14 protein-coding genes are annotated in these 13,332 nt (G+C 46.1%); 10 read left to right on the top strand and 4 right to left on the bottom strand.

What is annotated here, in order from left to right; all coding sequences use genetic code 11:
• Nucleotides 1-22 precede the first annotated feature (22 nt).
• Nucleotides 23-1,123: a hypothetical protein gene (locus NST47_RS24295; RefSeq protein ID WP_341157437.1), complete on the bottom strand. Its 1,101-nt coding sequence runs from the start codon at nucleotides 1,121-1,123 to the stop codon at nucleotides 23-25.
• Between the two features lie 165 nt (nucleotides 1,124-1,288).
• Complete coding sequence (locus tag NST47_RS24290; RefSeq protein WP_341157436.1) at nucleotides 1,289-2,275, bottom strand: hypothetical protein; 987 nt, start codon at nucleotides 2,273-2,275, stop codon at nucleotides 1,289-1,291.
• A gap of 180 nt (nucleotides 2,276-2,455) precedes the next feature.
• Here NST47_RS24290 and NST47_RS24285 point away from each other — a divergent pair, with 180 nt between their 5' ends.
• On the top strand, nucleotides 2,456-3,598 hold the full coding sequence (locus NST47_RS24285; protein ID WP_341157435.1) for a class I SAM-dependent methyltransferase: 1,143 nt from the start codon (nucleotides 2,456-2,458) through the stop codon (nucleotides 3,596-3,598).
• A 35-nt stretch (nucleotides 3,599-3,633) separates the two neighbouring features.
• On the opposite strand, the gene NST47_RS24280 is transcribed toward NST47_RS24285, so the two are convergent.
• A complete protein-coding gene (locus NST47_RS24280) occupies nucleotides 3,634-3,864 on the bottom strand; it encodes a DUF2626 domain-containing protein (protein ID WP_076230156.1) in 231 nt (76 codons plus the stop codon).
• Nucleotides 3,865-4,298: 434 nt separating this feature from the next.
• Between NST47_RS24280 and NST47_RS24275 the strand changes: the two genes are divergently transcribed.
• From NST47_RS24275 to NST47_RS24235, 9 genes are all read left to right on the top strand, one after another.
• Nucleotides 4,299-4,949: an RsfA family transcriptional regulator gene (locus NST47_RS24275; protein WP_341157434.1), complete on the top strand. Its 651-nt coding sequence runs from the start codon at nucleotides 4,299-4,301 to the stop codon at nucleotides 4,947-4,949.
• Between the two features lie 112 nt (nucleotides 4,950-5,061).
• Nucleotides 5,062-6,060 carry a ketopantoate reductase family protein gene (locus NST47_RS24270; RefSeq protein ID WP_341157433.1) on the top strand — a complete coding sequence of 333 codons (999 nt, stop codon included), beginning with the start codon at nucleotides 5,062-5,064 and terminating at the stop codon, nucleotides 6,058-6,060.
• Nucleotides 6,061-6,080: 20 nt separating this feature from the next.
• Nucleotides 6,081-6,476 (top strand): DUF3397 domain-containing protein, encoded by a 396-nt coding sequence (locus NST47_RS24265; protein ID WP_341157432.1) that lies wholly within the window; start codon nucleotides 6,081-6,083, stop codon nucleotides 6,474-6,476.
• A 33-nt stretch (nucleotides 6,477-6,509) separates the two neighbouring features.
• Nucleotides 6,510-6,779: a late competence development ComFB family protein gene (locus tag NST47_RS24260; protein ID WP_341157431.1), complete on the top strand. Its 270-nt coding sequence runs from the start codon at nucleotides 6,510-6,512 to the stop codon at nucleotides 6,777-6,779.
• Between the two features lie 215 nt (nucleotides 6,780-6,994).
• Complete coding sequence (locus NST47_RS24255; RefSeq protein ID WP_341157430.1) at nucleotides 6,995-8,656, top strand: peptide ABC transporter substrate-binding protein; 1,662 nt, start codon at nucleotides 6,995-6,997, stop codon at nucleotides 8,654-8,656.
• A gap of 161 nt (nucleotides 8,657-8,817) precedes the next feature.
• Entirely contained in the window at nucleotides 8,818-9,753 is a 936-nt protein-coding gene (locus tag NST47_RS24250) for an ABC transporter permease (RefSeq protein WP_341157429.1), read from the top strand.
• The gene (locus NST47_RS24245; RefSeq protein WP_341157428.1) at nucleotides 9,753-10,670 is read left to right on the top strand and encodes an ABC transporter permease; all 918 of its coding nucleotides are present in this window, start codon (nucleotides 9,753-9,755) and stop codon (nucleotides 10,668-10,670) included. Before NST47_RS24250 ends, NST47_RS24245 begins: the two co-directional genes overlap by 1 nt.
• Nucleotides 10,671-10,703: 33 nt before the next feature.
• Nucleotides 10,704-11,729: an ABC transporter ATP-binding protein gene (locus tag NST47_RS24240; protein WP_341157427.1), complete on the top strand. Its 1,026-nt coding sequence runs from the start codon at nucleotides 10,704-10,706 to the stop codon at nucleotides 11,727-11,729.
• Nucleotides 11,726-12,685 (top strand): ABC transporter ATP-binding protein, encoded by a 960-nt coding sequence (locus NST47_RS24235; RefSeq protein ID WP_341157426.1) that lies wholly within the window; start codon nucleotides 11,726-11,728, stop codon nucleotides 12,683-12,685. Before NST47_RS24240 ends, NST47_RS24235 begins: the two co-directional genes overlap by 4 nt.
• 60 nt (nucleotides 12,686-12,745) lie before the next feature.
• Here the strand turns inward: NST47_RS24235 and NST47_RS24230 are convergent, their stop codons facing one another.
• Nucleotides 12,746-13,174 carry a pyridoxamine 5'-phosphate oxidase family protein gene (locus tag NST47_RS24230; protein WP_076230164.1) on the bottom strand — a complete coding sequence of 143 codons (429 nt, stop codon included), beginning with the start codon at nucleotides 13,172-13,174 and terminating at the stop codon, nucleotides 12,746-12,748.
• Between the last annotated feature and the right edge of the window lie 158 nt (nucleotides 13,175-13,332).

Here is a 13,332-nt window from a genome sequence, read left to right as displayed (position 1 = left end):
CCACATCCTCTTGTTCCTATGATTACAGCGACATTTTCAGTATAATACTCAGCTTGCCAGCTTCAAGCTTCAGACCCGTAACCGATAAAAAGGGGGCCAGATTTTGTGGGTAGATCCCCAAATCAAATTCCTGCTCCATGGCCTCCACGGTTGAACGCGGCAGCTCATATCCGTTGAATTGCAGCTGAGTCATATTGAAACGAATAAAAGCTTTGCCATTTCCTTCTTCTTTGGTGGACAATTCGTATTTTCCTTTAATCGAGACGGCAATGCCATCCTGTGTACCTGCCGTAACCAGCTCGGTATCTGTAAAGCGGAAGGCCATATTCTGAAACAGCGGGTTTTTGGTTCTTAAAAACTGATTTAATTCATCGTCCGTAATTTGAAACGTATATTGAAAGCCGTTAATAATTAAATGCTTCGTAATGCCGTTACCATCCTCGGAAATTATTTCGGGCAGCTGTTTAAGGGCAGCGGCTAAAGCCTGAAAATACATTTTGAAAAGCGGAATTCCTTTTTCCTTCCATGACAAAGTGAGCTGCGCCATCTGCTGGAGAATCAAGGCGGCATCCTTTTGTTTGGACAAATCCTCATCAAGCTGTTGTTGCAGTTTTACCATTTGCTCTCTTTGTGTGATGTAGCGTTCCTTGGTTTGCTGCAGCGTGGCTTGAGAGCTGACTAATGCTTTCTGAAGCTCACTGAGCTGCCGCTTATTGTCGCTGTACGTTCTGAGGGCTTCGTGGTCGTTACGGACAATCATCTGTAAATAATCCAACGTAGTAATCGCATCTTTAAATGACGAAATGGAAAAAAGCAGCATCCAAAGTGAATCGCGATCCCCCATATAATAAGCACGCAGCACCTTGGCGGCATGACGTTTGGTCTCCTCGGAGCGGGCCATTTGCTGCTGAAGCTCAAGCTCGGTGGTTGTCCTTTGTTTCATAATACGGGCTTCCTCAAGCTGTATTCTTGCCAGCTCTTGATCAATCTCATATACGGTAAGCCCCTTTTGCAGTAAAAGCTTGACCTCTTCATCGTTAGCCGCGAGCACGCGGAGGCAGGGGGTAATGCCAATCCAAATGCATAACAACAGGATGCTGGCCGCCCGATACCAAGGCCTCATGGATGGTCTCCTCCTTAAAGTTTAGCCGGAGGCAAAACTGGCTACGAAGCATACGCTTCGTTGTGCCTCCAAATAGCACTACTTTTAGATTATCATAACTCTATGGGAAAAATGATAAAAAAATACTTCTTCCGAAGAAGAAGTAAGAGGAAAGACGAGATTTAATTATGGTTTCTGGACTGCTGGCGCTGGCTTGACGAGCTTGAGCAGGTCCTCTAGTGATTTTTGCTTGGCAGGGATTTCTTTTGTAAAGGCAGGCACTTTATTTAATTCAGATAACGATTGTGTCCATATCAGATGATTTTCATTGGTGCTGCCATTGGCTGTGAAGGCGACATTCCATTTTTGCTCATGAATAAAGCCCTGGTTATCGATAAGAAATTCCAACGAGGAAGGGGCACGGAATTGCACTTCGTTGAGCGTCGACTGCCATCCATCGATATTTGCTGCTGAAGCGAGACCATTGCTTTTCAGCAGCTCAGTGAATCCGGGAACTGCCTTCTTCCAAATATCATTAAAAGCTTGCTCGTTCTTACTATTGATGTCAAGTGTAATTCGTTTAGTGACGGTACCGTCTGCCAAAGTGACAGGATCCTTGGAGGTTTGGAGCCACTCGGGGTTAATCCCATTAAGCAGCCGATCATGAATAGTAGAAGCCAAATGACTGCTGTTCTTTAACGCCTCGCTGTTCCCGACAGCTGGATTTGGTGTCTTTTCTGTAATTGGAAACACGAGGTACTCGTCATCCTTGTTGATGGCAGGAATTCGGAAAAAAAGCTTGTTGTCCTTGATTAGCACAGGAATATCGATAAGAGAGCCACCGGTCGGAGTGACTTTGAAGGTCGCTTCCAGCTGTGCTGGTTCCAAGGCGGTTAACCCATTATAGTCGATTTTGCTATCTTTTAAGAAAGCGAACAGGGCAGCGGTAAAAGGACTGGCTGCGCCTCCAAGCAGTGAAGGGTCAGCTTTGAGTTCAATAGAGCCCTTGAATTGGTAGCTTGTTACTTGTTCCTGCTTGGCGACAGCCTGCAGCAGATCGGTTTTGAGCTGATTATAATCGGTACACCCGGTTATGAGTAAAAGTATGCTGAGCGATAATAGAAATGAGGCATAAACAGACAATTTGCGTGTTCTTGATGCTGATAGTGACAAAACAATAGACTCCTTCCGGTACAACTAATTTGTTATCCTATTTATTATAACGATTACAGCTGTCTTTGTCACCAAACACAAGAGTTGATATCAGCTTAAGAAGTAAATATATCTTGACTTTTTACGATTGGAATAGTAGCTTTTGTTGGAATATGTCGACCCTAAGGAGTGATGAGGAGCATGCCAAACTATAATAAGCTGCAGGAAATCATTCGTGAAATCATCCATCAAAGCCCTCAGCAGGCAATTTCATTTCGTGATTACATGGAGCTGTGCTTGTATCACCCGGAGCTTGGATATTATACAGGCAGTAGAGATAAAGTCGGTAAAACCGGAGATTTTTACACAAGTACCTCTATAGGCGGACTTCTCGGTGAAGTGCTTGCACAATATATGGCAGGACAAGCAAGCCAGGAAGTGTGGGGAACTGCTGCTCAGTCGCTCACATTGGTAGAATGGGGTGGTGGTAACGGAGGGCTTGCCCAACAGCTATTGGACGAGCTGAAACGCAGTTACGGGGATGTCTATGCCCATATCTCCTATATATCCGTGGAGATCAGTCCGCATCATCGCAGATTGCAGGCGGAGAAGCTGGCTGAGCACTTGTCCGTTGGCAGGGTGAGCTGGATGACTGAAGCGGAATGGGAAGCCTGCGGGCCGTGGCAGCGGACGATCGTTTTTTCCAATGAGTTTCATGATGCTTTACCTGTCCACCAGGTTCAGATCAAGCAGGGGCAGGCTCAAGAAATAGGAGTGGCTTGGGACGAATCGGAGGAGCAGTTTAAAGAGGTGTTGCTTCCCATACAGCCCGAGAGTGCGCTGGATACATACATCAGAGGCTTGGAAGCGGAAGTGAGACTGCTGGACAATCAGCGTTTGGAAGTCAACCTGGAAGCCCCTGCCTGGATTTCACGTGTCGGTCAGAACCTGGATAGCGGGCAAATCGTGGCAATTGATTATGGCGACTGCGCCGCGGAAATTTATGGGGAGCATCGGATGAACGGAACGTTGATGTGCTACCGAAACCATGTCGCGGCGGATGACCCTTATACAGCACCAGGAGAGCAGGATATGACCGCTCATGTTAATTTTACGGCGCTCATTCGAGCGGGGCTTGAAGTTGGCATGCATGCCGAGAAGCTGATGACGCAAAAACAGTTTTTAGTTGAAAATGGACTTCTGGATAAGCTGCAGGACGCCTACTCCGCTGATCCATTCAGCCCGATAGCTCGTCGGAACCGAGCAGTTCGTCAACTGCTGCTGAGCGATCAAATGAGCGAGCTGTTCAAGGTATTGATATTAAAAAAAGGTGAGCTGCTGTAAAAGCGGCTCACCTTTTTTCATGCTGTGCATGCGGATTAGATGGACATTCTGAAGAAAGACCAATACGTAAATCCGGTAAATGAAATAATCATGTACCCCCAGAACAGCAGTATGTAGGTACGTTCGGATAAGCCCAAATATCCCAAAAGCATAAAGATAACCGTTTGAGCAAAAAAGATCATAGCCATTGGAATCATACCACCGGCTAATGCCATCAATCCGATAATGAGTGTCCAAAAGCCAAGAACGCGAAACATGCGATCCATTGTTGCACCCCCTTATTGTTCTCGTTATTCACTTTTCGAAGAAAACTGACCTCGTAAGTATTCCCCAAACGATGGAGATTATCGCAGTGACAGCATTCGTCAAACTGCGGCTCTTTACTATTACACATTATACCTTTTGAGTCCATTGGTGTAAACGCCCAATCCGTGACGAAATTTAAACATTTATTGAAGTATCGTGAGATTGGGAACGCGTTACGCGTAATCCTATTTTCAGCATATAAAAAGGTCGATAGTTGATCTGCTGTTAACAGGTATGCGCGTGGACAAAATTGGCAATACAAAATAGTAGAAAACGATTCTATGAATTCTATTATGGGCATAGAGATTAAATAATGCTGCATTCCAAGTATCATATTCGATAGATGGATGTTTAAGAATGCTTGATTAACGAGAGCTGGGAGGACTGCTATTATATGACGGCAATTAGACAGGATGCATGGAGCGAAGAGGATGATTTGATTTTGGCGGAGGTTACTCTGCGGCACATTCGGGAGGGGAGCACTCAGCTGTCCGCTTTTGAGGAAGTAGGCGAAAAAATAGGCAGAACACCCGCGGCCTGCGGCTTTCGCTGGAATAGCTATGTCAGGAAAAATTACGAGCAGGCTATACAAATCTCCAAGACACAGCGGCAAAAGCGAAATCAGTTCAAAAAACATACGGCTTACGCTTCTGTATCCAGCAGCAATACGGCGATATTGGATCATGGAGAAGCCAGAAGGTCCAATGAACCTTTTACCGAAGAATCGATTTCGATGGATGCGGTAATACGGTTTCTTCGCCAGTGGAAGGGGAGCTACCATGAAATGTCGCGTCATATCCGGCATTTGGAGAAGGAGCTTTATGAAAAGCAGGATGAGCTGGATCGGCTGCGTAGAGATAATGATGTTTTGAACAAGCAGGTTAATGAGGTGGAAACCGACTATCGCGTAGTCAACGATGATTATAAGGCATTAATTCAAATTATGGATCGAGCTCGCAAGCTGGCCTTCCTTGTAGAGGAAGAGGATGAGCACAAGGCGCGATTTAAAATGGATGCTAACGGCAATTTAGAAAGAATAGATTGAGAGTGGCCCTGCAGGCGTTATGCTTGCGGGGCTTATTTGTGTCTGGTAGTCTGTTATGATAAGCAAGAAGAGCGAGACTTGCCAACAAGATAGGGCAAATGGGGGAATCAAGGTGAAGGTGAGAATTATTGGAGCCGGAGCGATGGGAATGCTAATGGCAGGGCGTCTGTTTCAGGCTGGAGTATGTGTGGAGCTAGTTACGCGAACAATTGGACAAGCGAATCAAATTCGTACAGAGGGACTGAAGCTTTCGGAAAGCGAACTGCAATCAGAAGGAACGGGAGCTATCCTGAAAGTGCCAGCACTTGCTATGGAAGAGCTGGGACGGAGTTCCGTAAAGTCTTCTATTAACGTGAATCCAGAAGCCGGTACGGATGATCCTGATGTGATTATGCTGATGGTCAAACAAACCTCGATCACTGACGATTTGGCATTTGAACTGAGCAGGCAGCTCACACCTTCGTCCCGTCTTGTATGCTTTCAAAATGGGATTGGACATATCGACAGGTTGAGCCGCTGCATTTCATTGGCGCAAATATGGATAGCTATAACGACTGACGGCGCATTTAAACAGACAGACCATCTTGTAAGACATACTGGGAAAGGAACGACCTGGCTCGGACCTGTGTTGTCTAACACTTCAACTATGGAGATGGAAGCCGTACACAATCTGCAAAATCTGCTGAATCATGCAGGATTTAGCTCAATGGTGTCGAACAACATCAATAGCAAGGTTTGGAATAAGCTGCTAATCAATGCTGTTATAAATCCGGTAACCGCTATTTTGCGTGTCCGCAACGGCGCTTTACCCCGAACTCCGGCGGTACTGCCCTTAATGCGTTCCTTGCTGGATGAAGCATCGTTATTGGCGGACAGGCTGGGTATAGAGCTTGCTGCTGATTTATGGGAGCAGATCCTGCTCGTCTGCGAACGAACTGCTGATAACCATTCTTCCATGCTGCAGGATGTGATGGCAGGTAGAACGACGGAAATCGAAGCCATCACCGGTGGGCTGATTCAGGCTGCGAGCGGTCTTGATCTGCAGCTTCCTACTCATTCCGTTATGTATGCGACGGTGCGTTCGATTGAACAACAGATGGAAATAATATAAAATAAAGCAGGTGGTCTGCCATGAGTGCGTTGATAGAATGGCTGCAATTGGTATATAAATATTTGGCGTTAATACCACTTGTTCCATTTTTTCTGATCTGGGGGATCGTCTTCTGGATATCCCGGGATAAACGAAAAGCGACACACCGTGCGATTGATGTCACGACCTTATTTTTAATTGGTTCGGTTTCTATCGTTTCGAGATATTTGTTTAACTCGGATATAGGGTTTTGGGGAACTATTCTTGTTTTTCTCATTGTATGCGGACTTGTAGGCAACCTGCAGGAAAGAAAAAAAGGAAAAGTGAACCCACTGAAAATTACGAAGACGCTGCTGCGATTCGGGTTTATTTTTTTGTCGGCGAGCTACATGCTGCTTTTGTGTATCGGTATAGGTAAATACATATTGTTCAGCTAGAGGGGGACTCCAGTCGTGGAAGTACATAATCTTATGGAAGATATTGTAAAGGGTTGTTTAAAAGATTTGATGCAGCATCAGGCCAGTGCATCAGTACTTGAAGAAAAACAGCAAGGCGATGTGATGGCGATTGCATTAAATCGACTGCCTGCCAAGTATGTGTCCACACAGCAAGGTGAGGTTTTTGCCAAAACCCAGTTGAGAGCGCAGATGGAAACGGATGTTTATCGTGAGCTATCCTATGCCATTGAAAAAGTTCTTCAATCGGAACGTCCTTCGGATTTAAGCCAAAAAAGAGAATAATTTTGAACTAATTACGGGAGCCTAGGAATAGGCTTCTTTTTTTTGTTCAACAATCAGTTGGGCTGCTGGATATAATTACAAATAGATTTAATTAACCAATGGTTGTATAATTTCGTTTTGATAACGATTGCGAATGGATCTACAATCATAAATCTATTTGTTGTCTTTAAAATTTTACCATTAAATTACATAAGAAATCAAAAGGGGGACGTTTTATGAAATGGAAGAAGGTAATGGTTATTGCGACCGCAGCAGTCATGTTTGGTTCGGTTGCCGCAGGATGTACGAATACTAACAATCAGGCTGGAGGGACAGGTACGGGGGGCGACGCCGCGGTGCCGCAGGAGTTCAGAATTAATCTGACTGCCGAGCCACCGGCGTTGGACAGCTCGATTGCCACAACGAATCCAACCTTCACGATATTGAATGCCATTAATGAAGGGCTGTACCGATTGGATGCAGACGGGAAACCTCAGCCTGCGCTTGCCAAGGAGCTGCCGAAAATTTCCGCGGATGGTCTCGTTTACACGATTAGCTTACGTGATGGAGTGACCTGGGCGGACGGAACACCGCTTAAAGCCAGTGACTTTGAATTTGCTTACAAACGGACTTTGGACCCTGCAACGAAAGCCAAATATGCCACTATGCTGGCTTGGATTAAAGGCGGAGCCGAGTTGAACAAAGCGAAGCCTGAAGAGCTGGAAGCCAAGAAAGCAGCACTTGGAGTAAAGTCCATCGATGACAAAACACTTGAAATTACATTGGCACGTCCGGTTGCCTTTTTTACAGATCAGCTTTCCATGCCGACCTTCTTCCCGCAAAAGCCTGATTTTGTAACAACACAAGGCGATAAGTATGGTGCAGATGCTGATAAAGTGATCGGTGCAGGCCCATTCAAGCTTGAAAAATGGGATCACGAGCAGCAGCTCGTCATGGTCAAAAACGACAAGTACTGGGATGCAGCGAATGTGAAGCTGAACAAAGTGACGGTTAATGTGGTCAAGGACCCCAACACATCGCTTAACATGTTTGATACGAATCAGGTTGACTTGACCGAGCTGAAGGGTGATCAGTTCCAGATGTTTCAAGGCAAGCCTGAGCTGACGCTCAAAAAGGAATTCGTTTCGGCTTATGTCATGCTTCAAAACAAGAAGGTTCCCGCTTTTGCCAATGTGAAGGTGCGTGAAGCCTTGGGTATGGGGATAGATCGTAAAGCGCTCAACGACGTAGTGCTTGGCGGTTCCTCCATTCCGTCAACAGGACTTGTGCCGGGTACTGTACTGGATGGAAACAAGACAGAGTTTCGTAAAGTAGCAGGAGATACCGAGCCGAATTTTGATGCAACCAAGGCAAAGGAACTGTTGGCTGAAGGCTTAAAGGAGCTGAATATGACAGCTTTGCCTAAATTTAAGCTGACCTCCGATGATACGGAAACCTCAAAGAAAACAATTGAATTTATCCAGGCACAATGGAAGCAAAATCTCGGTGTTGATGTTACCGGAGAATCGCTGCCATTCGCACTGCGGGTGAAAAACATGCAGGAATATAATTTTGATGCTCTGATCGGCCTATGGGGAGCTGACTATAACGATCCGATGACATTTCTCGATATGTGGCTGTCCGACAATAAATCATTTAACTACATGGAGTACAATAACAAGGCTTATGATGATTTGGTAAAGGGTGCCGATAAGGAGCTTGACTTGGCCAAACGTTCCAAGATGCTGGTTGATGCCGAGAAGCTGTTAATGACCGATTCACCGCTGGTTCCACTTTACTTCCGTACAAGACCTTATGCAAAGCGTGTCAATGTAGAAGGCTTGATCCTTCCCGCGATGTCCAAGGAATGGGAATTGAAGTGGGTTTCCATTAAATAAGGTTAGACAGATTCACTAGCTCGATAGGGGGCCATTCTAACAAATGTTGGAGCGGCCCTCTGCTGGGTTCTAAGCTTACGAAGACAGTTTTCCTGCGGAAAACTTAGCTTATGCTTACGAAGACAGTTTTCCTACGGAAAACTTTAAGGAGGTCCATAAACATGCTGCGCTATGCGTGCCGGCGTTTAATTTATATGGTGATTACCTTATGGGTGATTGTCACGTTTACTTTTGTATTGATGAAAAATTTGCCGGGGGACCCGTTCGGAGAAGAGTCGCTTAAACTCACAGCTGAACAAAAAACGCTGCTCTATGCACAGTATGGCTTGGATAAGCCGCTGTGGCAGCAATATTTAAAATATATGAACAATGTCATCCATGGTGATTTGGGAGTTTCTTATGCCTTTCCTACACGTAAGGTGACAGATATTATTGCCCAAGGCTTTCCGGCCTCTCTTGAATTAGGACTGTGGGCGCTGGTGATCGCTATCATTGTTGGTCTCATATTAGGTGTTATTGCATCCTTGAACCATAACAAAGGTGCTGATATCGGAGCGATGTTCACTGCCGTTATCGGTATTTCGATACCTTCCTTTGTATTGGGCCCGCTGCTCTCCTACTTCGTCGGAGTGAAGCTGGGCTGGCTTCCTACCGGGATGTGGACAGGACCGTCAAGTCGGGTGCTTCCTGCGATCGCACTATCCTTTGGGACGATTGCGATATTAGCCCGGTTGATGCGAACGTCGATGCTTGATGTACTGAGCCTGGATTATATCAAAACCGCTAAAGCCAAAGGATTGCCGCAGCGCAGCATCGTCATACGTCATACCCTTCGCAATGCGATCCTGCCCGTTGTCACGGTTCTGGGTCCGGTTTTTGTCAATTTAATAACAGGAACGCTGGTGGTGGAGCAAATCTTCGTTGTGCCGGGACTCGGTAAGCATTTTGTTCAGTCGATTTACTCCAACGATTATACGATGATCACCGGTCTGACCATTTTTTACTCTTTTCTGCTGGTAGCTGTATTGTTTATAACTGATATTATTTACGGGTTCGTCGATCCCCGCATTCGTCTGACTCAAGGAGGCAGCAAGTAATGGACATGTCTAAAAAAGATTTGTTTGAGCCTCTTGTCAAGGAGAGCGCAGGTCGCGAGACCCTTGTAAGGCCTTCTATGACCTATTGGCAGGATGCCTGGAGACGGCTTAAGAAAAACAAGCTGGCGATGTTCGGCTTGATCACACTGATTACGTTGGCCGTACTATCGATTGCCGGTCCACTGCTGTCTCATTTTGATTATGCAACACAAAATTATGATATTAAAAATCAAAAGCCGTCGTTGGCGCATTGGTTTGGTACGGATGATTTTGGTCGGGATCTGTGGGTTCGCGTATGGTGGGGAACACGGATTTCGCTAGCTATTGGCCTCACCGCGGCACTGCTTGATCTGGTGTTCGGTGTCATGTACGGGGGCATATCTGCTTATTATGGGGGTAAGGTCGATGATATGATGCAAAGATTGATTGAAATCATCTATTCGATTCCTTTCCTGTTGATCTCGATCTTGTTGATTGTGGTGCTCGGACCCGGGTTCAAAACGATTATTATTGCTTATGCAATTACGGGATGGGTACCGATGGCAAGGCTTGTTCGAGGCCAGGTGCTGTCATTGAAGGAGCAGGAGTATGTCCTGGCAGCACGAACGCTCGGCGCAGGTGGGGCACGCATTATTTTGAAGCATCTCGTTCCCAATGCGCTTGGACTTATTATTGTACAAATTACGTTCATTGTTCCATCTGCTATTTTCGTTGAGGCATTTTTGAGCTTTATCGGATTGGGGATAAGGGTACCGCTTGCATCCCTGGGAGCATTGTTATCGGACGGAGCGAATTCGATCCGTTTGTATCCGCACAGAGTTATTTTTCCGACGGTTATTTTTAGCCTTATCTTGATGAGCTTTAATCTGCTCGGGGACGGCTTGCGTGATGCACTTGATCCGAAAATGCGAAAATAAAGCAGGATGCCACACTCAAGGAGGACACTTGCCATGAAAGACAAAATATTGGAGGTCCAGAACCTCAGGGTATCCTTCCAAACCTATGCCGGGGAGGTCCAGGCTGTACGCGGTGTATCCTTTGAGCTGCGTAAAGGTGAGGTGCTTGCGATAGTCGGGGAATCCGGCTGCGGCAAGTCGGTAACGGCGCAAACGATTATGAGGCTGATTCCATCGCCGCCAAGTGTGATTAAGGACGGTTCCATCCGATTTAACGGGAAAACAGAGATCACGACATGCTCAAATAAACAAATGGAGTCGATTCGCGGATCGGAAATCGGAATGATCTTCCAAGACCCGATGACCTCATTGAATCCGACTATGACGATTGGCAAACAAATTACGGAAGGTATCGTCAAGCATGAAAAGGTAAGCGGTGCAGAAGCCAATAAACGTGCAGTTGAGATCTTGAAGCTTGTTGGTATTTCCAATCCCGAAGGTCGCATGCTGCAGTATCCGCATGAATTCTCAGGTGGAATGCGTCAGCGAGTGATGATCGCGATTGCATTAGCCTGCAGTCCGAAGCTGTTAATCGCTGATGAGCCGACAACGGCGCTGGATGTAACCATACAAGCGCAAATCATCGAGCTGATGAAAAAGCTGGCTGAGCAAACCGAAGCTTCGATAATCCTCATTACGCATGATCTTGGTGTAGTAGCAGAGATGGCGCAGCGGGTACTTGTCATGTACGCAGGAAAAGTGGTCGAGGAGGGGACGGTCGACGAGCTATTTTACAATCCTCAGCATCCTTATACTTGGGGGCTGCTCCGTTCTGTTCCACGTTTGGATCAAGCTGCAAATAGCGACCTGGTGCCGATACCTGGAACACCACCCGATTTATTTGCGCCTCCGACGGGTTGTGCGTTTGCAACCAGATGCCCTTATGCGATGAAGGTTTGTCTAGAAACCGATCCGGAACATAGAAGTGTGTCGGATACGCAATCTGCGGCCTGCTGGCTGCTGCATCCTGACGCACCGCAAGTAGAACGTCCGATAGAAGCGGGAGGTGTTACCCGATGAGCAGTGCTCCATTATTAGAAGTTCGTAAATTGCAAAAGCATTTTCATATGGGCGGCGGCAAGCTGCTGAAGGCTGTTGATGATTTGAGCTTCTCGATAAAGCGTGGTGAAACCTTTGGTCTCGTAGGTGAATCCGGCTGCGGTAAATCGACTGCAGGACGTACTATTATTCGCTTGTATGAAGCTACAGGCGGGGAAGTTTTGTTCAACGGGCAGCATGTGCATAGTCTGCGCGGTCGGCAGCTGCAGGAGTTTCGCAGTCAGATGCAGATGGTATTTCAGGATCCTTATGCTTCACTTAATCCGCGAATGACGGTAGGCAATATCATTGCGGAAGGCATGGATATTAATCGTCTTTATACAGGCAGCAAACGGAAAGAACGTGTTGTCCAACTGCTGCAGGATGTAGGCTTGAACGAAGAGCATGCAAGCCGTTTTCCGCATGAATTTTCAGGTGGTCAGCGGCAGCGTATCGGTATAGCGAGGGCACTTGCGATTAATCCGCAATTTATTATTGCAGACGAGCCGATCTCGGCACTGGACGTATCCGTACAGGCGCAGGTCGTTAATTTGTTCAAACGGTTGCAAAAGGAAAGGAATCTAACCTATTTGTTTATTGCTCATGATCTGGCTATGGTTAAGCATATATCGGATCGAATTGGTGTTATGTATTTGGGCAAGCTCATTGAGGTTACCACCTCTGATGCTTTGTATGCGAAGCCGCTGCACCCTTACACACAGTCATTGCTGTCCGCGATTCCGATTCCTGATCCTCAGATCGAGCGTACGCGGGAACGGATTATCCTGAAGGGCGAAATTCCAAGTCCCTTGGATCCGCCAAGCGGGTGTCCATTCCGTACACGTTGTCCTCATGCTATGTCGGTGTGTGCAGATATCATGCCAGAATTCAAGGAAATAGAACCCGATCATTACACAGCCTGTCATTTATACACTTAAAATAATAAGGCCCGTTGCTCAGAAGAATAATAATTCTCTTGAGCAACGGGCCTTTATGATTTAGCCTTGCCAAACCTCTGGCTGGCCCTCACCATTCATATATTCAATCTGAGAGGGTGTTACTTCAATAATGACATAGTTGGGGTCCTGTTTGCCTTCAAAATATTGTTTGAAATCATCCTGCCATAATTTTTCCTTCAGGCTTTCATTCTGAGATATCTTCGCAGTTCCTTCTACCTGCAAAATAACGGAGGATGGCTTTCCGTCAAAGCCGGTTAGGATGTGTACATGAGGATTTTTTTGCAGTTCCTCCACTTTGTGTGTTTTCTTATTGGTAGCCAGATAGATGGTTAAATTGTCATTAAAAAGCGCCATGTAACGGACCTTCGGCTTGTTGCCCTCAATTGTAGCGAACGAGCAGACCGGATTTCCACTGAGTGCCTTTACAATCTTTTCCTGAAGCTGCGTTTCTTTAACTCCCTGTACCATAAGAATAACTCCCTTCGTGGATAATGGATGGTTGAATCGTGACTTACATCGAATCATTCTATAAAGTACCCCAAACCGACCCATTTTGAAACGAAATATTAAAAAAATGTCGTAATTTATAGTGCCAGACTTTTGACGATTTCATCGAACATGTGTAC

This window comes from Paenibacillus sp. FSL H8-0034 (assembly GCF_038000305.1).
Taxonomy (GTDB): Bacteria; Bacillota; Bacilli; order Paenibacillales; family NBRC-103111; genus Paenibacillus_S.
The sequence above is the reverse complement of the archived record's forward strand: the minus strand, read 5'-3'. Positions and strand labels throughout refer to the sequence as shown.